This window comes from Pollutimonas thiosulfatoxidans, from assembly GCF_004022565.1.
In the GTDB taxonomy this organism is placed as follows: Bacteria; Pseudomonadota; Gammaproteobacteria; order Burkholderiales; family Burkholderiaceae_B; genus Pusillimonas_D; species Pusillimonas_D thiosulfatoxidans.
The window spans coordinates 3,380,865-3,403,979 of the sequence record NZ_CP022987.1 but is presented as its reverse complement, the minus strand read 5'-3'; the positions used below and the strand labels follow the sequence as shown (position 1 = coordinate 3,403,979).

Annotated in this window: 23 protein-coding genes; 10 read left to right on the top strand and 13 right to left on the bottom strand. The window is 59.8% G+C overall.

What is annotated here, in order from left to right; translation table 11 throughout:
• Nucleotides 1-250: 250 nt before the first annotated feature.
• The gene (locus CKA81_RS16415; protein ID WP_128356268.1) at nucleotides 251-679 is read right to left on the bottom strand and encodes a hypothetical protein; all 429 of its coding nucleotides are present in this window, start codon (nucleotides 677-679) and stop codon (nucleotides 251-253) included.
• Between the two features lie 105 nt (nucleotides 680-784).
• Here CKA81_RS16415 and CKA81_RS16410 point away from each other — a divergent pair, with 105 nt between their 5' ends.
• Nucleotides 785-1,504: a DUF2238 domain-containing protein gene (locus CKA81_RS16410; protein ID WP_128356267.1), complete on the top strand. Its 720-nt coding sequence runs from the start codon at nucleotides 785-787 to the stop codon at nucleotides 1,502-1,504.
• 3 nt (nucleotides 1,505-1,507) lie between these two features.
• On the opposite strand, the gene CKA81_RS16405 is transcribed toward CKA81_RS16410, so the two are convergent.
• The gene (locus tag CKA81_RS16405) at nucleotides 1,508-2,470 is read right to left on the bottom strand and encodes a C-terminal binding protein (RefSeq protein ID WP_128356266.1); all 963 of its coding nucleotides are present in this window, start codon (nucleotides 2,468-2,470) and stop codon (nucleotides 1,508-1,510) included.
• Nucleotides 2,471-2,505: 35 nt separating this feature from the next.
• Nucleotides 2,506-4,065: a UxaA family hydrolase gene (locus CKA81_RS16400; protein ID WP_228255865.1), complete on the bottom strand. Its 1,560-nt coding sequence runs from the start codon at nucleotides 4,063-4,065 to the stop codon at nucleotides 2,506-2,508.
• Between the two features lie 162 nt (nucleotides 4,066-4,227).
• On the opposite strand from CKA81_RS16400, the gene CKA81_RS16395 reads away from it, so the two are divergent.
• Genes CKA81_RS16395 through CKA81_RS16365 form a run of 7 tightly spaced genes read left to right on the top strand, consistent with a single transcriptional unit; the run spans nucleotide 4,228 to nucleotide 10,620 of the window.
• Nucleotides 4,228-5,196, top strand: coding sequence for a tripartite tricarboxylate transporter substrate binding protein (locus tag CKA81_RS16395; RefSeq protein WP_128356265.1), 969 nt, complete (start codon nucleotides 4,228-4,230; stop codon nucleotides 5,194-5,196).
• A 51-nt stretch (nucleotides 5,197-5,247) separates the two neighbouring features.
• Complete coding sequence (locus CKA81_RS16390; protein WP_128356264.1) at nucleotides 5,248-5,721, top strand: tripartite tricarboxylate transporter TctB family protein; 474 nt, start codon at nucleotides 5,248-5,250, stop codon at nucleotides 5,719-5,721.
• A gap of 15 nt (nucleotides 5,722-5,736) precedes the next feature.
• Nucleotides 5,737-7,233: a tripartite tricarboxylate transporter permease gene (locus CKA81_RS16385; RefSeq protein WP_128356263.1), complete on the top strand. Its 1,497-nt coding sequence runs from the start codon at nucleotides 5,737-5,739 to the stop codon at nucleotides 7,231-7,233.
• A 44-nt stretch (nucleotides 7,234-7,277) separates the two neighbouring features.
• Nucleotides 7,278-8,036, top strand: a complete 759-nt coding sequence (locus CKA81_RS16380; RefSeq protein WP_128356262.1) for an SDR family NAD(P)-dependent oxidoreductase — start codon at nucleotides 7,278-7,280, stop codon at nucleotides 8,034-8,036.
• A complete protein-coding gene (locus CKA81_RS16375; RefSeq protein WP_128356261.1) occupies nucleotides 8,036-9,091 on the top strand; it encodes an Ldh family oxidoreductase in 1,056 nt (351 codons plus the stop codon). The genes CKA81_RS16380 and CKA81_RS16375 overlap by 1 nt, the downstream gene beginning before the upstream one ends.
• A 3-nt stretch (nucleotides 9,092-9,094) precedes the next feature.
• The gene (locus CKA81_RS16370) at nucleotides 9,095-9,865 is read left to right on the top strand and encodes a FadR/GntR family transcriptional regulator (protein WP_128356260.1); all 771 of its coding nucleotides are present in this window, start codon (nucleotides 9,095-9,097) and stop codon (nucleotides 9,863-9,865) included.
• Nucleotides 9,865-10,620, top strand: coding sequence for an SDR family oxidoreductase (locus tag CKA81_RS16365; protein WP_128356259.1), 756 nt, complete (start codon nucleotides 9,865-9,867; stop codon nucleotides 10,618-10,620). The genes CKA81_RS16370 and CKA81_RS16365 overlap by 1 nt, the downstream gene beginning before the upstream one ends.
• Nucleotides 10,621-10,625: 5 nt before the next feature.
• Here the strand turns inward: CKA81_RS16365 and CKA81_RS16360 are convergent, their stop codons facing one another.
• The 6 genes from CKA81_RS16360 to CKA81_RS16335 all read right to left on the bottom strand — a co-directional run bounded on the left by CKA81_RS16360 (nucleotide 10,626) and on the right by CKA81_RS16335 (nucleotide 16,726).
• The gene (locus CKA81_RS16360; protein WP_128356258.1) at nucleotides 10,626-11,957 is read right to left on the bottom strand and encodes a four-carbon acid sugar kinase family protein; all 1,332 of its coding nucleotides are present in this window, start codon (nucleotides 11,955-11,957) and stop codon (nucleotides 10,626-10,628) included.
• 1 nt (nucleotide 11,958) lies between these two features.
• Nucleotides 11,959-13,227: a ribulose-bisphosphate carboxylase large subunit family protein gene (locus CKA81_RS16355; protein ID WP_128356257.1), complete on the bottom strand. Its 1,269-nt coding sequence runs from the start codon at nucleotides 13,225-13,227 to the stop codon at nucleotides 11,959-11,961.
• Between the two features lie 41 nt (nucleotides 13,228-13,268).
• Complete coding sequence (locus CKA81_RS16350; RefSeq protein WP_128356256.1) at nucleotides 13,269-13,808, bottom strand: VOC family protein; 540 nt, start codon at nucleotides 13,806-13,808, stop codon at nucleotides 13,269-13,271.
• Between the two features lie 25 nt (nucleotides 13,809-13,833).
• The gene (locus tag CKA81_RS16345) at nucleotides 13,834-15,114 is read right to left on the bottom strand and encodes a TRAP transporter large permease (RefSeq protein ID WP_199287552.1); all 1,281 of its coding nucleotides are present in this window, start codon (nucleotides 15,112-15,114) and stop codon (nucleotides 13,834-13,836) included.
• On the bottom strand, nucleotides 15,111-15,644 hold the full coding sequence (locus CKA81_RS16340) for a TRAP transporter small permease (protein ID WP_128356255.1): 534 nt from the start codon (nucleotides 15,642-15,644) through the stop codon (nucleotides 15,111-15,113). The genes CKA81_RS16345 and CKA81_RS16340 overlap by 4 nt, the downstream gene beginning before the upstream one ends.
• Before the next feature lie 65 nt (nucleotides 15,645-15,709).
• On the bottom strand, nucleotides 15,710-16,726 hold the full coding sequence (locus tag CKA81_RS16335; protein WP_128356254.1) for a TRAP transporter substrate-binding protein: 1,017 nt from the start codon (nucleotides 16,724-16,726) through the stop codon (nucleotides 15,710-15,712).
• A gap of 126 nt (nucleotides 16,727-16,852) precedes the next feature.
• On the opposite strand from CKA81_RS16335, the gene CKA81_RS16330 reads away from it, so the two are divergent.
• Together CKA81_RS16330 and CKA81_RS16325 are read left to right on the top strand one after the other, a co-directional pair.
• A complete protein-coding gene (locus tag CKA81_RS16330; RefSeq protein WP_128356253.1) occupies nucleotides 16,853-17,893 on the top strand; it encodes a LacI family DNA-binding transcriptional regulator in 1,041 nt (346 codons plus the stop codon).
• A 253-nt stretch (nucleotides 17,894-18,146) separates the two neighbouring features.
• Nucleotides 18,147-19,109, top strand: a complete 963-nt coding sequence (locus tag CKA81_RS16325) for a hypothetical protein (protein WP_128356252.1) — start codon at nucleotides 18,147-18,149, stop codon at nucleotides 19,107-19,109.
• Between the two features lie 5 nt (nucleotides 19,110-19,114).
• On the opposite strand, the gene CKA81_RS16320 is transcribed toward CKA81_RS16325, so the two are convergent.
• Genes CKA81_RS16320 through CKA81_RS16305 form a run of 4 tightly spaced genes read right to left on the bottom strand, consistent with a single transcriptional unit; the run spans nucleotide 19,115 to nucleotide 23,112 of the window.
• Nucleotides 19,115-20,458, bottom strand: a complete 1,344-nt coding sequence (locus CKA81_RS16320; protein WP_128356251.1) for an amidase — start codon at nucleotides 20,456-20,458, stop codon at nucleotides 19,115-19,117.
• Between the two features lie 28 nt (nucleotides 20,459-20,486).
• Nucleotides 20,487-21,176, bottom strand: a complete 690-nt coding sequence (locus CKA81_RS16315; protein ID WP_128356250.1) for a DUF2848 domain-containing protein — start codon at nucleotides 21,174-21,176, stop codon at nucleotides 20,487-20,489.
• A gap of 32 nt (nucleotides 21,177-21,208) precedes the next feature.
• The gene (locus CKA81_RS16310; protein WP_128356249.1) at nucleotides 21,209-22,492 is read right to left on the bottom strand and encodes a TRAP transporter large permease; all 1,284 of its coding nucleotides are present in this window, start codon (nucleotides 22,490-22,492) and stop codon (nucleotides 21,209-21,211) included.
• Nucleotides 22,489-23,112, bottom strand: coding sequence for a TRAP transporter small permease subunit (locus CKA81_RS16305; RefSeq protein ID WP_128356248.1), 624 nt, complete (start codon nucleotides 23,110-23,112; stop codon nucleotides 22,489-22,491). Before CKA81_RS16305 ends, CKA81_RS16310 begins: the two co-directional genes overlap by 4 nt.
• Nucleotides 23,113-23,115 lie beyond the last annotated feature (3 nt).

Below are 23,115 nucleotides of genomic sequence, written 5' to 3'. Positions count from 1 at the left end.
GGCAACGACTGCGCCCCTGGACAGGGGTAAGCGGGTAAGCCTGCGAAGCTTCGGTGTCGGCTACGTGTAGCCAACCTGATTGTTCCGCGACCCTAAGGGGTCGGGCATGGTGTTTCGGCTAAAAAGCCGGGCCACTGCGTAGCGGCCTTGTGACGGGGGAAACTCCCCCAAAGGAGGGTATTGTATGCTGATATGGTGCCTGAAGTCCAACCAGCCGCCGGGGCGGGCGGGCGGCCCACCCCGGTAAATACTAGGAATTGGGCGAAGTTGCTACTGCATTGCAGTCTTTTACCAGAACATTGCTGACTGTAGCGTTCTGGCCAGTGATCGTCTGGGTGTTGTCCTGGGTCAGCATTTTGCCGTGGGCCTCATGCACATTCCCATGGTTGAATTTATCGGTTGTCCAGGTGTAGCCGTTGCCACGGAAGGTATTACCCACCATGTCGGCATTGCTGGTCGTAGCCCGCGTCAGGTCCACAGCCTGATTGTTATAAATGACCTTGGCGGCCAAGGCTTCGTAGCCCTGGAAGGTATATTGCACCGTCACGGGTTGGTTGCTGGTTCCGCAGGTGTACTCCACGGTTTTCTGCGACAATTCCTGAGCGTCTTTAGGAGCCGTGCATGCCGCCAGGCCGACACACATCACGACACCCGCTATTGCTGTTAGTTTACGTTTCATGGAAAGTCCTTTTAGGTTCCAGGCCTAGGCCTGCTCTCAATTTTTTATACCACCGAGCCACAAGGCGGCCTGTAAGCAGCCGTGTCGAATTGAAAATGGAAAGCCATGTCTGAACAGGCGTTTGCCCCGCCGCCGCTGGCCCGGCCCGCGCTTGCCAAGGCGGTGCGCGTTGCGGCCGGCGCCTATGTGCTGTTGTGGCTTTTTCTGGCGATCAACCCGCACGACCGTCCGGCATGGGTGCTCGAAAACGCTTTGGTGATCGGGCTCTTCGGCTTGCTCTGGGCAGTTCGCCGACAGTTCCGGTTTTCGGATGCATCGCTGTTGCTAATCTTGTTTTTCCTGGCGCTGCACACCCTCGGGTCGCACTACACCTATTCGGAAGTCCCCTACAACGCCTGGTGGGAAGCACTTACCGGTCACACATTCAATAGCATGTTCGGCTGGGAACGTAACCACTACGATAGGCTGGTCCATTTTTCCTATGGACTCTTGCTGTTCTACCCGATAAGGGAGTTCTTCCTGCGCGTCGTCGAGGTCCGCGGCTTCTGGGCGTATGTTCTGCCGCTGGATGTCGCACTCAGTACGTCAGCGCTTTACGAGTTGATCGAATGGGGCGCGGCCATGCTGTTTGGGGGCGACCTGGGCATGCAATACCTGGGCACCCAGGGCGACATCTGGGATGCCCACAAAGACATGGCCTTGGCCGGCCTCGGGGCGCTGCTGGCCATGTTGATCACCATCGCGGTCAACCGACGCCTACGGCGCGATGTGGCCTGGGAGTGGGCACAGAATCTCAAACGACCGCCAGGAGCGGCCGCCGAGTAGCGGTCAGGGCTGGCGGCTGCCTTCCACCACTACGTAAGACGGCCTGCCCGTGCGCGCCCAGTCGATCAGGTTTTGGGCGGCTTTTCGGCGCAGCTCTTTCTCGGCCGTCTGCGAATAGAAAGCGGCATGAGGCGAGACCAGCACCCGGGGATGCTGGACAATGCGCGAGCTGAAGTCGGGCGGCTCGACAGGCAGCACATCAAGCCCAGCCCCTGCGACCCGACCGTCGTCCAGGGCCTGAACCAGGGCGTCGACATCGACGACCGGCCCGCGAGCGGTATTGACCAGCACACTGCCCTGCTTCATCAAGCCCAGCATGCGCGCATCGACTATGCCACGCGTTTGGGCAGTTAGCGGCACATGCAGGGATATCGCGTCACTGCGCTCAAACAAAGTTGGCATATCGACGCGCTGCACGTAGGCGGGAAAATCGCCATCAATAATGTGCGGGTCGCAAGCGATGACATCCTTGAAACTATTGCGGGCAATATGCGCCATGCGCTTGCCGATGCGGCCCAGTCCCAGAATACCCAGCGTCATGTCGGACACCCGCTGCAGCGGCCCTGACGAGGTGAAGTGCCAGGTGCCTGCCTTGATGTCCCTGTCGTAGAAGGTGATATGGCGCAATAGATCGAGCATCATGGCGAACGCGTGCGTAGCCACCTCGCCCACGCCGTAGTCGGGCGAATTGGCCACCCACACGCCGTGCGTGCCTGCATCGGCGACGTCTATGGTGTCGTATCCGGCGCCATAGCGGCTGGCGATGCGGATCTCGGGCCTGGCGGCAAACACCTTGGCATTGACCGGCGCGTACTGCACCAGCAAGCCCTGGCAGCCGGCGGACGCCTCGATAACGTCGTCCTCAGTGCGGCACTGGGCCGTAACGACTTCGATGCCGGCATCGCGATACAAAGCGAGCTCCAGCTCGAGATCAGGGAAATCGTAATCAGTGATCAACACCTTCATGCAAACGTATCCTTGTGATTATTTTTTGAACAGACTTACATTGTGGGGCCCAGCACCCACGGGGCGAACTCGTCTTCGCCGAACCCGTGAAGTTCGCTTTGGCTGCGCTCGCCGGACGCGATTTCAATAATGCGCCGGAAGATCTCTTCGCCAACCTGCTGCACCGACTTTCCGCCATCCAGGATGTCGCCACAGTTGATGTCCATGTCTTCGCTCATCCGGTGGTACATCAGCGAATTGGTTGCCAGTTTGAGCGATGGCGTGGGCTTGCAGCCGTAGACCGAACCCCGTCCGGTAGTGAAGCAAATGACGTTGGCGCCGCCTGCCACTTGTCCGGTGGCGGAAACGGGGTCGTAACCCGGGGTATCCATGAACACCAGCCCTGATTCGTTCACGGGCTGGGCATACTCGACCACATCGGCCAGGTTGCTGGCGCCAGCCTTGGCCACGGCGCCCAACGATTTTTCCAGGATGGTGGTCAGGCCCCCGGCCTTGTTGCCGGGAGAGGGGTTGTTGTTCATTTCGCCGCCCAGGCGCTGGGTATATGCTTCCCACCAATGGATGCGCTCGATCAGCTTTTCACCTACCTCGCGCGACACAGCGCGACGCGTCAACAGGTGTTCGGCCCCGTAGATCTCGGGTGTCTCGCTAAGGATGGCCGTACCGCCATGTTGAACCAGCAAATCCATGGCGGCGCCCAACGCGGGGTTAGCGGTTATGCCGGAGTAGCCGTCGGACCCACCGCATTGCAGGCCTACGGTGATATGACTGACGGGTACGGGCTGGCGGCTTACCTGGTTGGCTTGCGGCAGCAGGCTGCGCACTAGTTCGATGCCGTGCTCTATGGTCTTGCGGGTGCCGCCCATGTCCTGGATGGTCATGGTGCGCAGCCGGTCGGATTCCTGCAGGCCTTCCGCGCCCAGCAATGCAGAAATCTGATTCGACTCGCAGCCCAGCCCGATGAACACGACGGCGGCAAAATTGGGGTGCCGGATATACCCCGCAATGACACGCCGAAGCAGATCTATGCCTTCACCTTGCGATGCCATGCCGCAGCCGGTTTTGTGGGTGATGGACACTACGCCGTCGACGTTAGGGAAGTCGGCCAGCGCATCGCCGCGGAAGGCGTCCGAAATCTGGCGACAGACCGTTGCCGAGCAGTTGACACTGCTGATGACGCCTATGTAATTGCGGGTGGCAACCCGGCCATCGGGGCGCACGATGCCATTGAAGACCAATGCCTCGGCCGGCGGCTCTTGGAGTCTGGCGTCGGCACAGAAAGCGTAATCGCGCTCAAATTCGTGCATGGCCAAGTTATGCAGGTGCACATGACGGCCGGCGCCGATATCTTTGGTGGCAAAGCCAATAATCTGGTTGTAGCGCCGCACTGCCTCGCCAAGGGCGATGTCGCGCGCCGCCATCTTGTGCCCCGCCGGCACCGCCTCGGATGAGGTTAAAGATTCGGCCGGTATGACAGTACCGGGCTTGATGTCGCGGGTGGCGATCAGAACGTTGTCGTCCTGCCCCAGCCGTATGGCCAAGGGGGCCAGATCGGAACGGGTCACAGTACTGATCGGCACCAAGGTTTCGTGCACCACGCTGTCTCCTGCAAGAGGTTCGAAAGGATCAAGTATAGAGATTTAAACAGGTAAAGTGGTAATACCAAATGCTTGACACGCCGTAGTCGATGTGAAATTCTTGAGCCGCAGAACCGCCGTATACCAATAACACGTGACCACCATCCTGAGGACGACAACATGAAGCTCAAATCGCTGCTTAACGTCACCGCTGTCACTGTAGCCATACTTGCTTCGGGAACGGCATCTGCCGCCTGGCCCGAGCGCCCCATTACTCTGATTGTGCCGTGGGCGGCCGGTGGCGGTACCGATGCTACTGCCCGCATCGTCGGCTCGCTGTTGGAGAAGGAACTGGGCAACCCGGTCAATGTCGTGAACCGCGTGGGCGGCAACGGCGTCGTGGGGCACCAGGCCATTGCCAGCGCCAAACCCGATGGCTACACCCTGGGCATGCTTACCGTGGAAATTTCCATGATGCACCACCAGGGCCTTACCGAACTCACGCCCAAGGACTACACCGCCCTGGCCCTAATGAACGTCGGTCCTGCAGCGGTCACCGTCAGCGAATCCTCGCCCTACCAAAACATGGACCAACTGTTGTCAGCCATCAAGGCCGACCCCGGCAAGCTCAAGGCTTCGGGCACGGGCCAAGGCGGCATCTGGCACATCGCACTGGCGGGCATGCTGAAAAGCCTGAATATAGACATCAATGCCGTGCCGTGGGTCCCTTCCAACGGCGCAGCGCCAGCCATGCTCGAACTGGTCGCCGGCGGTGTGGACATTGTTCCGGCGGCACTGCCCGAGGCCCGCGCCATGATAGACGCCGGCAAGGCCCGACCCTTGGTGGTCATGGCCAAAGAGCCCGCAGCCCTATATCCAAAAGTGCCTACCTTGAAGTCGGCAACCGGCAGCGACTGGACCACAGGGGTATGGCGCGGCATTGCCGGCCCCAAGGGTCTGCCTGATGATGTCAGTGCGAAGCTTGAAGCAGCGCTCGAGAAGATCAACAAGAGCGACGAATACAAGCAGTTCATGGACAAGCGCGGCTTTGGCATCGCCTACGCCGATGGCGCCGGCTTTGCCAAGTTCATGGATGAAGGCGATGCCAATATGGGCGAAACCATGCGTGCACTGGGCCTGGCCAAGTAAACCCACCACCCCGTGAGCCGGCTGTCAGCCGGCTCACCATGGAGAGGCATCATGAAAATCAGCGACCTGCTGGCCGGGCTGATCGTGGGCGTTCTGGGCTTGGGCATGATCGCCTATGCGCTGACACTGCCGCTTATGCCGGGGCAAAACGTCGGGCCAGGCATGTTTCCGACGCTGATCGGCTCGGGCTTCGTCATTTGTGCAGTACTACTGGTGGCGCGCCATGTAAAAAACATGCCGCGTGATCCTTGGTTACGGCTGGATCCGGCACTACGCAACGGCCGCATCCTGACCGGATTTCTATTCATCCCCCTGACCCTGCTGCTATATATCGCTTTCTCGGAAAGCCTGGGGTTCCTGGTCTGTGCCTTCGTCTTCCTGCTGGCCTTGTTTCTGGTGTTTCGAGCCAAACTCAAGCTGGCCGTGCTGGTCGCCCTCATCGGGTCTCTGCTCATCCACTTTCTGTTCTACAGCTTGCTGGAGGTTCCGTTGCCTTGGGGTGTACTTGAATCCGTGGCGTGGTAAACGAAGGAAGCCCTCATGATAGACACCCTCGCCGCTGCATTCGAGCAGGTTTTTCAGCTGAACGTCATGCTGGTGGTGCTGTCCTCGGCCGCTTACGGCTTGTTTGTCGGAGCGATACCGGGGCTTAGCGCCACCATGGCTGTCGCACTCTTGGTGCCCGTCACCTTTTTTATGCAGCCGATACCCGCCATTGCCGCCATGGTGACAGCCACTGCGATGGCCATCTTCTCCGGCGACGTTCCCGGCTGCCTGTTGCGCATACCCGGCACACCGGCCTCGGCAGCCTATGCCGACGAAGCTCACCTGCTGACCAAAAAAGGCAAGGCCGAACTTGCCCTGGGCGGCGGCCTGGTGTGTTCGTGCATAGGCGGATTGTTCGGCACCGCTGTACTGATTATCGGTGCCCCCGCCCTTGCGGAATTGGCGCTGCGATTCTCATCGTACGAATACTTCTGGCTGGTGTTGCTGGGCCTGACCTGTGCGATCTTCATCGCTTCGGCCGACCCCCTGAAGGGTTTCGTATCGCTCTTCCTTGGCCTGGCCATAACAAGCGTCGGCATGGGCAACCCCACTGGGTATCCCCGCTTCACCTTCGGCAGCGACAATCTATTGGGCGGCCTCTCGTTAATACCCATCATGGTCGGCATGTTCGCCGTTTCCGAAGTCCTGCGCTACGCCATCGCGTCAGCCAAACCCATGCAAGCGGTGGACAGCGCCATAACCAGTGTATTTGGCGGCGTTTGGAAGCTGCTTGTCAAATACCCGAAGTCAGTACTGCGGGGCAGCGTGCTGGGCACCATCGTGGGTGCACTCCCCGGGGCAGGGGCGGATATTGCCGCGTATATGTCGTATGCCGTCAGCAAGAAGTTTTCCAGAGAACCCGAAAAATTCGGTACCGGCCACCCCGAAGGCATCGTCGAGGCCAGTGCCGCGAATAATGGTTCGTTGGCGGGCGCATGGATACCCGCACTGGTTTTCGGTATACCGGGCGATTCCATTACAGCCATCGTGATCGGCGTGTTGTACATGAAAGACCTGAACCCGGGTCCCATGATCTTCATCAACAACGCAGTGTCGATGTATTCGATTTTTATCGTCTTCATCGTGGCCAACCTGCTGATGCTGCCCTTGGGCTACGCGCTGATCAAGCTTGCCAAGCATATACTGCGCACCCCCCGCCAATTGCTCATGCCACTTATCCTGGTGTTCTGCATCGTCGGCTCATACGCCATCAACAACAGCATCTTCGACGTCGGGGTCATGCTTGCCTTCGGCGTGTTGGCATATCTGATGGAAGAGAACGGCTTTCCTATCGCTCCGACCATACTGGGCGTGGTGCTGGGCACCATGCTGGAAGAGAACTACATCAGCTCGGTCATCAAATCGGATGGCAATATTATTGCGTTCTTCGAGCGCCCTATTGCCGGAACACTCGGTGTCGTCACGATACTGATATGGACCGCCCCGCTGCTGCTGCGCTACCTGCGCAAGCGGAAAAGCACGGCCGGCTGAATGAACAACCCCAACCATTGCACCATCACGCATCAGGAGTAACCATGGCAGCACGCAATCATTACGACTTTTCGGGCCGCCACGCGGTCGTTACCGGCGGGGCTGCAGGCATCGGCCTGGCGATCGCCACCCGACTGCAACAAGGCGGCGCGCGCGTCACCTTGTGGGACCGCGACCCGGGCGCCCTGCAGCAGGCTGCCAAAGCCCTGGATAAAGAGCTGCTGCATACGCAACAAGTCGATATTTCGGATGAAGACGCCGTCAACGCCGCTGCCGACAGCACGATGGAAACAGGCGGCAAGATAGACATCCTGGTGACCAGCGCCGGCATCACCGGCCCGAATGTCTCCGTCTGCGACTACCCGGTGGCTGCCTGGGACCAGGTCATGAACGTGAATTTGCGTGGGCCATTCCTGTGCTGCCGCACGATCGCTCCGCGCATGCAAAAGCATGGGTATGGACGCATCGTTAATATTGCGTCGATCGCGGGCAAGGAAGGCAATCCCAATGCCTCGGCTTATAGTGCGTCCAAGGCGGGCGTGATTGCGCTGACCAAATCGCTGGGCAAGGAGCTCGCGCAAACCGGTATCACCGTAAACTGTGTGACGCCGGCTGCCGTGCGCACCGGCATATTTGCTCAGATGACACAGGAACATATCGACTACATGCTGTCCAAGATACCCATGAACCGATTCGGTACTACCGAAGAAATCGCCGCGCTGGTGGCCTGGCTGTGCTCCGAAGAATGCTCTTTTTCCACTGGCGCCGTGTTCGACGTTTCCGGTGGAAGGGCCACGTACTGATGGCCACACCACGCTACGACGCCGATGCGCTGCGCGACTATGCCGACCAGTTGCTGCAGGCCGCCGGCATGGAGTCCGACAAGGCTGCGACGGTTGCCGACATACTGGTCGAGGGAGACCTGCTGGGCCATGACACGCATGGCCTGGCATTGCTGGCTCCGTATATTGCACAGATCGAAAATCATGGCATGACCGTCAGCGGCTCGCCGCAGGTGTTATCCGACAGAGGTGCAGCCTTGCTATGGGACGGTCGCCGGCTGCCGGGCCCCTGGCTGGTCCGGCACGGCATCGAAACCCTCGCGCCACGCGCACGACAGTACGGCACTGCCAGCCTGGTCATCCAGCGCAGCCATCACATTGCCTGCCTGGCCGCCTACCTCTTGCAAGCCACGGACAGCGGCCTGCTGATCACCCTGGCCAGCTCCGATCCCGCGTCTGCCAGCGTCGCGCCGCATGGCGGCACCAAGGCCGTGTTCACGCCCAACCCGGTGGCCATGGGCATACCTACTTCCACCACCCCTTTCCTCGTCGACATCTCCGCGTCCATCGTCACCAACGGCATGAGCACCAGGCTGGACAAGGCCGGCCGCCAGTTCGACCATGAATGCCTGTACGACGCCCAGGGCAATCCCACCGCCGACCCACGCGTGCTGTCTGCAGATCCACCTGGAACCGTCATGCCGCTGGGCGGGCCGCGATCGGGCCACAAGGGCTACGGCCTGGCCCTGATGGTGGAAGCGATGACCGCGGGGCTGGCTGGCTACGGTCGAGCAGACCCGCCCGAGGGCTGGGGCGCCACGGTTTTCCTTGGCCTGCATGATCCAGCCGCATTCGGAGGCACCGACGCGTTTGCCCGGCAAATGGACCACATCGGCGACGCCTGCCGCAGCAGCCCACCGCGACCCGGTGGCGATCCCGTGCGCCTGCCCGGCGATCGCGGCCTGGCCTTGCGGCAAGAGCAACTTGGCAAGGGCGTGGCGCTGCATCCCACCATACCCGAGGCGCTTGCCGCTTGCGGTAAGCGCTATGGTGTCGGCTTTCCGCCCGCGCGCTAAAGCATGCCCATCAAGATCATCGAGCCGCAACGCCTGTATCGACAGATCAGTGAACAATTGCGCAAACTGATCCTCGCGGGCGAGTTCCCCGCAGGATCGCGGCTGCCTGCCGAGCGGGAACTTGCCGTCCAGTTAGGGGTCAGCCGGCCTTCTCTGCGGGAGGCGCTGATCGCCCTGGAAGTGCAAGGCTATATCGAAGTGCACATGGGGTCCGGCATCTACGTGTGCGATCCCCCTGCCCGCCCCCGCAAGAAATATGATCTCTCCCACGAGGAAGGTCCGCTTGAGGTCGTGCGCGCTCGCGCGTTACTGGAGGGTGAGGTCGCCGCCATGGCGGCCCGCGTGGGCACCCGCGCCCACTTCAACGCCATCGCGGAAGCCATCGACATCATGGAGGTCGAGGCGCAATCGGGTATTGTTCCCCTTGAGGCCGACCAGTTGTTCCATGTGCGCATTGCGGAAGCCACGGGAAACAGTGTGCTGATCGGCGTGGTCAAGCAGCTTTTCGAGTTTCGCATGGGCCCGCTGTTTGATCATTTGCATCGCCATTTTGAGTCAGCCGATATATGGTTGCAGGCAGTCGCCGAGCATCGCGACATTCTCAAGGCACTGCGGTCGCGCAACCCGGATCTGGCTCGCGAAGCCATGCAGCAGCACATGGGCGTGGCCTTCAAGCGGCTGACTTCCAGCCTGATCGCCCGCAAACCGCGTGCGGCTGCAGCCCGGGATCGCAAGCCAGGCAAAAAACCATTAACAACAAAGGACGGACAGTAATGAGTACACAGCAATACGCTTTAGTCACAGGTGCGGGATCAGGGATCGGGAAGAACATCGCGCTGGCTCTGGTGGAAAAGGGCTACGCCGTGGCGCTGGTAGGCCGGCGCAGAGAGGCTCTGGAAGCCACAGCGGCTGCGGCTGCGGGCTTGCCCGGCAAGTGCCTGGTGCTGCCTGCCGACGTCAGCGATCCCAATGCCGTTACACACCTGTTTGACGAGATTAAAAATCAATTCGGTCGCCTGGATTTGCTGTTCAACAACGCCGGCATCTTCGCTCGCTCAGCATCGCTGGAGGAACTCAGCTACGACGAATGGAAGGCTGCTGTCGACATCAACCTGACCGGCGCCTTCCTGTGCACACAAGGCGCGTTCCGGCTCATGAAAGACCAGCAGCCGCGCGGCGGCCGCATCATCAATAACGGCTCTATCTCGGCCCATGCGCCCCGGCCCAACGCCGTGTCGTATACCGCCACCAAACACGCCATAACGGGGCTGACAAAAGCCACCTCGCTGGATGGCAGAAAGTATGACATCGCCTGCGGTCAGATCGACATCGGCAACGCGGCCAGCGACATGACGGCAGTCATGAGCAAGGGGGTATTGCAAGCCGACGGCACAACGCGGCCGGAACCCGTGATGGACACATCGCACGTGACGCAGGCCTTGCTGTATATGGCCAGCCTTCCGCTTGATGCCAACGTGCAGTTCATGACGGTCATGGCTACCAAGATGCCTTTCGTGGGGCGTGGGTAGAGCGCTTATGAGGCGATCAGGCGCTCGAAGGCCTGATCGGATCCCATTTGGCCGCCCTTAAGCATGATCTCCACCCCCGCGAGCGCAGCGTTGTCAGCATGCGTGCGGCACAGGGCAATACCGGGCTCGATTTGCCTCAGGTAGCTCAGTCCCCAAACATCCAGGGCCTGCATGGCGTAGCTGGAAGTGTCTCCGCCGGCCACACCAACGCGGCCCACTTCAGACTGCTTCAGCACGCGGGCCAAAAAGTGACCGCAAGCGCGCGCCAGTGTCGCGGGCGCAATCCCGTGCTGTCGTTCGCCTGCTTCGCCGCGGGCCGTGTAGGCTAGAACATGACGTCCTCGACCAAGGCTGTCGCTTATGCGGGCCAGCAACGGCTCCAGTACCGTAAGCTGATTGCTTACCAGCGCATCGACGTCAATGGCGATGCGCTCGTACGAAACCGCCGCGTCGATCTGGCGTGCCGTCACGGGAGACATGCTGCCCGACAACACGAACACAGGGCCGCGCACAGCGGCCGACTCCGCTTGCAAGGCAGCAGCGGCGTTGGGCCTCGCAGCGATGACATCAGGAGTATCCCAGTGCGCCAGTAGCGCTTGGGCCACGCTGCTGGCACCCACCGCCAATACGGGGCCCTGACCGGCCCGCAGCCAGATTTGCCGTCCGATGACGGGAAGATGCGACGCATGACCCACATCGAAGAGCACCCCATCGGGCGCCGCCTCGATACAACTGTCCACCAGCGCGTCCAGTTCGTCTGCGGGCAAGTCGTAATGGGTGTAAGCAACGGACTCCATGCCGGGCAGCCCCTGTTGAGCCAAATGTAGACGCAAATCGGCTTCGCGCATGGGCGTCACGGGATGCCGGCTCATGGTGGGGTGCCTGTCCAGCCGAAAAACCGGCCCGCCGGTCTGGAAAGCGGCAAACAAATGGCCGAAGACGCAATAGCGTCCAAGATTGGGCTGGCCGCCAACGAAAGGCAGGAAGTTCGCCTGCAAGCTATCGCGCAGTATCCCGACAGCCCGCCCTATGCTGCCAATGTCAGGCGAACTATCAAAGGTCGAGCAAACTTTATAGTGGTTAACTGCAGCCCCCAGGCGCGCCATAAAGGCACCGATCGATGTCATCTCCGACTGCTGTTCTGCAGCACTCATCGAGCGAGCGGCTCCGGCAATACCCACGCAATCCAGCGCACCGGCAGAGGCCAGTTGAGCATCGTCGGGCACACGCAAAAAAAGCAAGGCGTTCTGACCAGCGCCCGCCAAGGTAGCCAGCGTATCGGTCGCGCCAGTGAAGTCGTCACCGTAGAACGCCAACCTGGGCCTTGATACTTGCATGCTAGCGAGCGCCGAAAAATTCCAGCGCGCGCCGCAGGGCCGGGGCTTGCGTCGCGAAAACAGGCAAAGCAATACCGTTCTTCGCCGCTTGCCAAGCTTCACGCAAGCTCGCCACGCCGGCTGCTGGTCCATCGGGATGTGCCAAAATGCCCCCGCCCGACATGAAAAGCAAGTCGTCGTGGCCGATGGCGGCGTAGGTCGCCGGTACGGTGCCCGCCCATTGGCCGGACGAAAAGGCGGGCATCACGACGTCATCGATATCTTCGGCAAGAGGCGTCAGGCAGTCACGCGCCGATTCCACAACTTCCTGGTCGGATTGCGAAAATTTGCCTTGCAAGCCATGCACGTGCATATGATCAACACCTGCCAAGCGCCATAAGGTTTGATACGCCTGAAACGACATGCCGAGCAGCGGGTGGCGCGACAAGGCGCCATAACCGTTGCGATGCCCATGCAGCGCCAGCGGTGTACTGCGCCGCAACGACTGGATGGCAGAGTACCCGCATGCATTGAGGCTCGCCATGACGCAACTGCCGCCTTCGCGCTCCACCAGATCGGCGTGCCGACGCATGGCGTCCGTTTCGTCGCTGATATTGAAGGCAACCATGACATGCTTGCCGGTTCGTTGCTCATGGTCGCGTATCACGGCCATGACCGCTGGCACGCGTGCCGCCAACGGTGCATACACGGGGTCGGCGCATATTTCATCGTCTTTAATGAAGTCGACGCCGGCCTCGCACAGTTGCCGCACCAGCGCGGCCGTCTGATCCACATCAAGGCCGACGTTGGGCTTGATAATGGTGCCTATCAAGGCGCCTGCCGCCACCCCCGTGGCTTTGCGGGTGCCCGGGATGCCGAAGGTCGGGATGTCGAAACGCCGTCGATACGCCGTTGACAACTGTAATGACTCCAGACGCATGCCGGTGGCTTCGCCCAGGTCGTACAGATTGCCCGCTACCGTTGACGCCAGCGTCGGCAAATTGGCGCCGATGTTGTCGCTGGGAAACGAGATGCGGATGCGAGCGCGTTGCCATGGCCCCGGGTTGCCCTGCCGAGCAAGCCAGGCGTTGGGCAACGAAGCCTGTTGCGCCTCTTCCAGCAGTTCGACGCTCTCCACCGTAGCTCGCGCCCGTTCCCGCAGCTCATCAGTTTCGCCCTGCACCCGCGTGAAGGTCCCGCAAGATTGTTCACCCGCCATGATGTCGGCCACGCGGGCCGGCTCGAGCGGTGTTTCAATCAAATAGGTGGCTTGGAATCGATCAGCGTTCATGGTGGCATAAAATCTTCAAATGGAGAGGCGGGGCAGCGCGTCTAAAGGCTGCCCAGATCGGGAAACTGGCGCACGGGATCGCTGCCGTCCCAATCAAGCGAAGCGTTGCGGATGAGGTCAAACATTTTGCCCTTGGGGCCAGCGACCTCCGACAGCTCGATAACCGTGCCCGGATGGTATTCAGTATCGAAGTACACGAAACGGCCGCGCTCGCCGACTTCGCCGCTCATGACAGGCCTGAAGCCTTGGCTGATTGCGCGGTGCAGGTCGGCGTCGTAATCTTCGGTCCAGTAGGCCACGTGCTGCAAGCCGGTACGCCCCTGCAGGAGAAAATCCCGATACATGGACGGTACGTCGTTGCGAGTCTGTATCAGCTCGACCTGCACAAAACCGGAGTTGGCCAAAGCCACCGAGTTATGGGGCTCGTATTGCTTGCCTTCGTAATGATAATTGCGGATGGGTACCTGCGGGTTGTAGAACCAGGGACCAACGCCCAGCGTACCGCTCCAGTACGCCATGGCCGCCTCGATATCGTGCACCACATAACCCAATTGGCGAATCTCGCCGAAAAAACGACTCATGTCTGTCCTTGAAAGCAGAAGTGAATTAGCCCAGGAATACGCCGGGCAGCCAAAGCGAGACGGCGGGAACCAGTGTGATCAGCAGCAAAGCCAGCATCAGCGGCACGAGAAACGGAACGGCACCGGCAATGACGCGATGTAGCGGCATCTTGCCCACAATGCTGACCATGTAAAGACTCATTCCTACCGGTGGTGTCAGCAGGCCTATCATCAGATTCAGGACCACCACCACGCCCAGTTGTATGGGGTCAACCCCAGCCGCCAACAACGCAGGCGTGAGGATCGGCGCAAGAATCAGAATGGCAGCGATGGACTCCATGAACATGCCCACTACCAGCAGTAGCCCATTAACGATCAGCAGCAATACGATGGGGTTGGCCGACAACGCCAGCAGAAGATCTGTAGCGATCATCGGCACTTGATCAATGGTCAGTACCCAGGCGAACAAGGCAGCGGCGCCTACAATGAACAACACACTGGCGGTCGAATGCACTGTCTCGCGAGCGGCATCGATTACCGCCCGAACGGTCAGTTGGCGATACACCACAGAACCCAGGAACAATGCATAAAGTACGGTGATCCCTGCGACTTCGGTTGGTCCGAACAAACCGCTGACCAACCCGGCAATCAGGATCAGGGGAGCACATAGCGCCGGTGCTGCGACGAAGGCCTTGCGGGCTATGAGACGGCGGCTGGTTTCGATAGTGTCGCGTGGCAGATTCTGCAGCCGCGCCATGATGGCAATTTGAACCATCAACATGATGGTAATCAGCAAGCCCGGAATTACACCTGCCACCAGCAGCTTGACGGCCGAAATTTCGGCGGCCGACGCAAAGATGATCAAGGGAATGCTGGGTGGAAAAATCGGCCCAATGGTGGCGGACGCCATGGTAATGCCCGCTGCGAACTCATCCCGGTAGCCCTGCTCTCGCATGAGGCGCATCTGTGTGCCACCGAGCGCACCGATGTCGGCCAGTGCCGCACCGGACATCCCCGAGAAGATCAGGCTGGTCAGCACCGAAACCTGCCCCAGGCCGCCGCGTATGCGCCCAACCATCAGGCGCACCAGATCGAACAGATGGCCGGTGATGCCCGATGCATTGAACAAGCTGGCCGCAAAGATGAACATTGGCACGGCAAGTAGTGGCGTGGAGTCCAATGCATTAGTCATGCGCTGCGCCAAAACCGACAGGGGTAAGTCATGCCACCATATAACCATGCCGGCCGACACGCCCATGGCCACCGCAATCGGCACGCCCATCAACATGATGACCAGGAACAACACCAGTATGGACAAGCTCATCATGATGTCGATTCCTGCCCGCTGTTGACGACAGGGCGACGATTGACCGCCCGCCACAGGCGTTGTACCGCGACGGCGGCGAACAACACCATGCCGATGGTCGTAGGAAGATAGAAAACCAGGTTGGGCATGGAGAGCGCCGGGGTAGTGAACTTACCCGCGCGCGACAGGAACTCGTATCCCGCTACCATGAAGAAGCCAGAGAACAAAACGATGATGGCTTCGGACAGAACTTGCAATGCATAACGCGGCCCACCTCGCAGCCGGGAAGAAATGATATCCACCGCGATGTGCTTGTCATGCAAAAGCAACAAGGGGATGGCCAGATACACAATGCCCAAGCCGCCGTAGCGTGCGAGTTCATCAGCCCATGGCAAGCCGGCCAAAAATAGATTTCGGCCAAAGACCTGAAGCACGACGAGAAAGGTAGTGATCAGCAGCATGGCGATGGCTACGCGCTCGAAGAACCGGCACAGCACATCCAATGCACGGCTGATCGCGCCGGACTGCGGCGTAGGCGTATGAGAAGACATGGTTTAGCTCCGTACGGATAGAGCGCTGCACAAGTGTGCAGCGCTTGCCAGGCTGGCTGCGACCGTTATTTGATCTCGCCGATCTGCGTGTAGATTTGCCCGTATTTACCGGCAAAACGTTCGTTTACCAGCTTGTTGGCAGCAGCCTTGAAAGCATCCAGCTCCAATCCCTCGTCCGGACCGATCACTGTCATTTTGAGCTCCTTTAACTTTGCGAGCTCTTCCGCTTCTTGTTGCTGCACCATATCGGTTGCCTCGGCCCGGACTTCAAGCGCGGCTTTCTCAAAGGCCTGGCGCTGTGCATCGGTCAATTTCTTCCATACGCCTTGGTTCATCACGATGACTTGCGCGTTCATGATGTGACCGGTCAGCATCAGGTGGGACTGCGATTCGTAAAGCTTGTTGGAGAGCACGACGTTTACCGGATTCTCTTGGCCCGATACCTGGCCCGTCGCCAAAGCGGTGGGAACCTCCGACCAGTCGACGGGTACCGGCACAGCGCCCAGCGCTTCGACCCCTGTCATGTATATGGGAAAGGGCAAGGCACGGATTTTTTGTCCGCTTAGGTCCGCCGGCGTCCGTACCGCCTTGTTGGTCGTAAGGTGGCGCGTACCGAAGTAATAGGTATAGAGCACCCTGACGCCAGCCGCGTCGATCAGCCCTTCGTTCATCTCTTGCATCAAGGGGGAATCGCTGGCCGTCACCTTCATCAAATGATCGACGTCGCGATACAGATACGGAGTGTCGAACGCACCGAACGGCTCGTAAAGCGAACCCGTGCCTCCAGCCGTATTGTGCGAGATCGCGATTACGCCGGTTGAGGTGGCTTCCGCCATTTCTTGCATCTTGCCCAACTGCGACGACGGATACACCTTGATGGTGACTTCGCCATTAGTGTACTTAGCCACCTTGTCGGCAAACATTTGCGCCTGCATACCAGCCACGCTATTAGGCGAATTCATGTGGCCATAGCGAAGCTCCATCGACTTGGCGCTGAGAGCAGGAGCGCAGGCGCCCATGACCAGGAGTACAGCCGCACGAAAAAGCGTCCTGCGGGCAATGCGGGGCAGATGAGTGATCATGATGTCTCCTTGATTAGTTTTGATGTAACATTATCGTAATGTCTCAGTGATTGAGGCAGATTCTGCAGCTATTGGCGTATTACGTCAATCGTACCCCATGATGGTTTTTGATGTGATTAATATAAAATGAAAGGCCCTCAAACATCTCGGGTGGTGATTGCTGATGTCGCGCAACAAGCCGGGGTGTCGACGGCAACCGTAGATCGCGTGCTTAACCATCGCCCCGGAGTCAGGCCGGCAACCGTACAGCTGGTTCTCAAGGCAGCGGCACAACTGGGCTATCTGCCACAGGACGACTTGTATAAAGCCTTGCGTCCGCAACCTTTGCGCCTGGCGTTCATCTTGCCTGCAGGCACGAACCGCTTCTTGAACATGCTCGGCGATTACGTCGACATCGCGCATGAACAGTTCGAGCCCTTTAACGTGCAATGCCGCTGCCGCTATGTCGAGGGGTTCAACCCGCAAGTGCTCGTGGACACCCTGTTGCGAGAGGGGCGGCGTGTAGACGGCGTCGCCTTCATGGCTTTGGAGCATCCTTTGGTGCGCGAAGCAGTAAATACGCTCGCCGATAAGAACGTACACGCTGTGACTCTTATTTCCGACCTGTCCAGTTCCCGCAGGGCCGCCTATGTTGGATTGGACAACCGTGCCGCAGGACGAACTGCCGGTTTGCTGCTGGGCCGCTTTATCGGGCCGCGTTCCGGCAAGGTGGCTATGATCGCCGGCAGCCGACACTATCGGGGACATGAGGAACGCGAGATGGGCTTCCAACACATTCTGGAAGAGAAGTTCCCCAGCTTGCAGGTGGTAGGACTACGCGAAGGCCATGATGACGCCGGCACCAATTACCGCCAGACTCGTCAATTGCTTGAGCAGCACCCTGAACTTGCGGGCATCTATAACATTGGCGGCGCGTCCGATGGCGTCGCGCGCGCCCTCAAAGAAGTCGGCCGGGATCAAAGTGTGGTGTTCGTGGGCCACGGCCTGACACCCGATACGCGCGCGCTCCTGGTGGACGGATCTATGGATGCACTGATCAATCAAAACCTGCACTCCACCATCATGAACAGCGTGCGTATCTTCGCCAATTTACGCGAAGGCCGCGAAGCCATGGCGGGGGTTGAAGCCATGCAGATCAGCGTGGTCTTCAACGAAAACCTTCCTTGAGGCCCCTCCCTATGGTGTGAACTGTTGCTTTCGCGCCCGCCAGTTAAACAAAACGTGTAAGTGCGTATCCATTAACGATGTAACACCGACCGTAGGGGCGCCTCCCTCCTACAGCGCCCATGGCAGATCCAGCAAGAACCGCTGTTTCTGGTTACATCGACCTTGCCCTTTCATAGATACAGTCAATCATCAAAACAACTCGTTTCGCCTTGCTTGCACTTGCCCTGCACGCGAAAGCGCCAGAGAGGTTTTCATGAAGACGACAGACCATGAAGGGCGGGAGGACCACGCGGCCGACTCTCCACGCGCCCTGCTCGGCCCCGAAGGGGAGGCCGAATTCGCCGACCTGACTGCAGAAGAAATTCAATGGCGGGTACGCCTTGCCTACATGCAGCACTCCCTCCGCGATCGCATGCAGCAGTATGTTGGACTGCCAGTGGACCGCTTGCTGTTCCAACGTTGGCTGGAGCAAAGGGCGGGTAGCCGATACATAGAGGCGCAAGGCTTGCCCCGTCGCTCCTTGGAAGCTGCCCTGGGCGATGAAGCCCTGACGCTGCACGTTGACCCGCGCAAGCTGATACGCATCGCCGTGCGCATCAGCACCGATGGCGAGAAACGCCCCTCGTCCATGTTCTTCATCTGGGATGGGAACTGGGATCAGCGCCGCGAAGATCTACGCGTCGGCACCCGCTACCGCCTGATCTCCGACCTGGACGAGAACCGGCACGATTTGACACGCACCGAGAGGTATCAGGAACTGCTGTCCGCGCTGGAAAGCGGTCAGCCGTGGTGTTCGCATCAAGAAGGCATCTTGCTGGACACGCCGGAGAAGATATTGCGCTATCTCGAAGTCTATGTGGGGTTTCTGGACAGCATGGTCACCGAGGGCTATCGACCCGAGCGCACCCGCGACGAGATCGGCGTGGCCATCTCGCGCCAAGGCCGCATCCTGAAGATCAATCGCGGCTTGCACCGCCTGGCAATGGCCCAACGTGTCGGCCTGCCTTCCATACCCGTGCGTGTGCGCTGCGTCCACCGCGAGTGGTGGAATAAAATCGTGGATGGCGCATGGGGTGAAACCGCCCTGGCCCGCGTACGTGCGGCACTGAAGGACTGCGTGCCCGAAGAACGACCCGGGCCTTTGGATCTGGACGCTGCGCCGCTATTGCCGGAGGATTTTTGGCCGCCGGCAAGAGGCGCGGCCGCCCAGCCGTAATCAGATCACGTCAGCGCGCGTTCCACCGCCGCACCCACATTCAATATATGCAGGTCGCGCATGGCCGGGCCGGCGATCATCAAGCCGACCGGCGCGGTGCCTGGTGCATGGCAAGGCAGCGACAAGGCGCAGCCATCGAGGAAGTTGATCAATGTCGCGTTGCGCAGGACCAAGCCATTGGTTTTGTAATAGCTCTCGTCCGACGCTTCGAGATCCTTGATGACGGGTGCGACGACGGGCACCGTGGGCATGAGGATCGCATCGTAGTGCTGCAAGCGCTGCTCTACTGACGCTATCCAAGCAGCACGGGTCTGTTGCAGCTCGATATAGTCGGCCGCCGACATGTCTCGGCCCCTTTGCATGCGCGACGCGACACGCGGGTCGTACTGGTCTGCATGATCGGCAAGCAGATTGCGATGCCAGGCCCAGGCCTCCGAGCATACGAATCCACCCAGGCGGTTGATGTAAGCCAGTTGCTGGAATTCCGGTAGCGAAATGACCTCGATTTGTGCGCCCTGATCGCGCAAGCGGCCAAGTGCCGATTCAAAGCTGCCGCGCACATGGTCGTCGGCGCCGTCCAAGACAGTGTCTGCAGGTACGGCGAACCGAAGCTGGGAGGGCTGGGGCGCCTGCGGAGCAGTGTAGGCAGCGCCGGACAGCACGGCATCCAGAATGGCGCAGCACTCCACACTGGCAGCCAGCGGGCCTATGGAATCGAGGCTGACGGCCAGCGGCAAAGATCCTTGCGAAGGCACACGACGAGCCGTCGGCTTGAAACCGGTAAGGCCGCAGAACGCCGAAGGTATCCGCACAGATCCGCCCGTATCCGTTCCTATGGCTGCCACCGACATCCGGTCGGCCACAGAAACCCCTGCTCCCGAGGAAGACCCACCGGGTATGCGACCGGTTTCGCGGTCCCACGGACTGCTGGGCGTACCGTAATGCGGATTCAAGCCCAGGCCCGAGAACGCGAATTCGGTCATGTTGGTCTTGCCCACGATCACGGCACCGGCGTCCACCAGGCGTTGCACAATGGTCGCGTTCTTTTCTGCGGCAGGAGCATCCTTCAGTACGACCGAGCCGGCCAGCGTGGTTTCGCCCGCCACATCGAACAAATCCTTGATGGATATGGGCAAGCCATCAATCGGCGAGCGTGTCAGCCCCGCCCCGCGCAAGATGTCCGAAGCCTGCGCCGAGGCCAGCGCTTGGTCGCGATAAACGCGAGTAAACGTACGTTTGCCCTCGCCGTCGGGATCGTCGATGCGCGCCAAGGCGGCCTGGGTCAATTCGGTGGACGTCGTGGCGCCGCTGGTCAGGGCCTTCTGCAGCTCAGTAATCGTAGGTAGCATCGTTCTCTTATCGGGGGGAATAGCAGGGTCAGGCCACTTCGGGCAGGATTTCAAGCGTATAGCGGTGCTTGAGGCTGCGCTGGAGGCGGGGATCGAAGAGCTCCATCATAAAGGATGGCGCGTGGCGTATGCCGCCGATGGCGCCCATCGTGCCGCAGGTCATCCCACTGTGCTCGGGGATGATGTCCTGGCCGAAGTAACCCTGGATCAGGTCTTGTGGATGGCGCAACTCTGCCAGCGTCCCTTCCTGGTACAGCACGGTCTGGCCGCTTTCTTCGATCCAGGACCGCAGAACCAGTTCGTCCCAGTGGTCCGCCACATCGTCGAAACGCCATGCCTCGCGCCCCACCGGCTTTACGCACAACTGCTTGGACAACGCAATGCTGTGGGATTCCAGCTTGCGATCGGTATGATCGGAAACCAGGCTGACATACATGCGGCCTTGGTCCGAGAAAACAAAGACCTCGACCTCGCCCGATGAACCGTCTCCGACCACTTGCACCGAGTGTTCCTGCGTAAGCTGATTGGAAGCAATGCGGTAATACAAGGGCACAGCGCTGGGCCGCGGGACGCCCAGCTCGGCCAGTTCCTCGATGTGGTGCTCGATGGCGGCCTGGTCGCGTCCGGCCCACCCGGCGACGATGCAGTTCGTGATATCAACCGTAAGATCGCCGGCGACCGGCTGGCCAATGGCTGCTAGTTGGAAGGAAAGATTCATGATCGTGTACGCGTAGTAGAGTAAATAAGGTGTTAGCTGAAGACCCGAGGCAGCCAAAGCGCCAGATCGGGAATCCAGGCCAGGAAACCAACCATGCCAAGCAGCATGATGACAAAAGGCAGGCTGCCTATCATGACGTCATTCATGCTGCCGCTTTTGCGCAGGCTTTGAACAACGAACAGATTCAAGCCGACTGGCGGCGTGATCAAGGCTGCTTCGACCAGAATAATGATGACAATACCCAGCCATACCGGATCGAAACCCAGCGCGATCATGATGGGTGTCACGATCGGGATGGTCATGATCATCATGGACAGGGTTTCCATAAAGCAACCCAGCACCAGGTAAAACACAACCAGGATCAGCAGCATCGTTGTGGGGCTAACGTCCAACCCGGTGATGGTGCTGGTCAAGGCATTGGTCAAGCCGGTGGCCGACATGATGAAGTTTAAAAAAGCAGCGCCGATAACAATCAACATGATCATGGCGGTTGATTTCATGGTGCCTTCAAGCACTTCCCGCAGCATCGCCAGCGTAAGCCGACGCGCGAAAGCGGCAAGGATCAGCGCTCCGACCACGCCCAGGGCAGCCGCCTCGGTTGGCGTCGCAACGCCAGCGTAGATCGACCCGACCACCAGCACAAAGATTGCCAGCGGCGGAACCAGATGAACCAGGCTGGCCATGCGTTCCTTCCAGCTAGCGGAGATCTTTTGTCCGCCCCATGCCGGCCTGGCCATGCACGCCAAGGCAATGGCAAGCATGAATAGTCCCGCCATGGCCAGACCAGGAATAATCCCTGCCAAATACAAGCGTGGCACCGAGGTGTTGGTGAGGACCCCGTAGATAATCAGATTAATGGATGGCGGTATCAGGATGCCCAAAGTGCCGCCGGCGGCCAGACTTCCCAGAAATAGCGATTCGTTGTAGCCCTTCTTCTCGATCTGCGGTATGGCGACAGTACCCACCGTTGCCGCGGTTGCCACGCTGGAGCCCGATGTGGCGGCAAACAAGGCGCTGGCACCGATATTGGCGTGCATCAAGCCGCCCGGCAGCCACGACAGCCACAGGCTCATGGCGTTGTACATTTTTTCGGCCAGGCCAGAACGCAGCAAAATTTCGCCCAGCATGACAAAAAGCGGAATGGCTACGAGAAGGAACTCATTGCTGGTGGCCCAGGATATCTCGCCAATGGCTCGCGAGAGCGGCAGCATGGAATACAGGGGATCCAGGATTAGCCCCAACAGGCCCAGCGCGGCGCCAACCGGGATGCTGATGCCGATCAGGACAAGCAGCAGCACAAGCGAGGTCGTAATCATTGAAAGTCTCCTCGCACCATGCGTCGGCCCGCGTCGGCCTCTTCGTCGGCTTCTTCTTTCGAGCTGCGGATGCCGGAAATCGCTCTGACAGTAACAAGGTCGCCGGTAATCAAAGCGATGGATGAGCGTATCAACATCAATGCCAGTACGAGGCAAAGCCAGACCAGCCCGATGACCCAAAGCGACTGCGGTATCCACAGCGGCGTTGCCATCACCGTATTCGCAGTGGCGTTTCGATCCCAGGACAGCAGCGCGACATCCGCAGCGTAACGTGTCAAGTAAATAATGAAGACGGACAAGCCCACCAGGGCGATCCAGTCGAGCAGCGCGCACAGGCGCACTGGAAGAAGCTGGTAGAGCGCATCGATGCGTATGTTGGCACGCTGCAGCGTGGCAAATGCCAGCGCCCACGAAATACTGATGGCAAAGGCGTAGCCGGACAGCTCGTCGGAACCGCCCAGCGCGATACTGAAAAACTTTCGGGTAATGACGTCGGCAGTGATGTACAGGGCACTTGCCAGGGTAAGGCTGCCCGCGACCCATATGGCCACGCGCGAAAACGAGTTGGCTGCCCGCAGCAGCCGATCCAGCAAAACGTAGCGTTCGGTCGTAATGTTCATGGC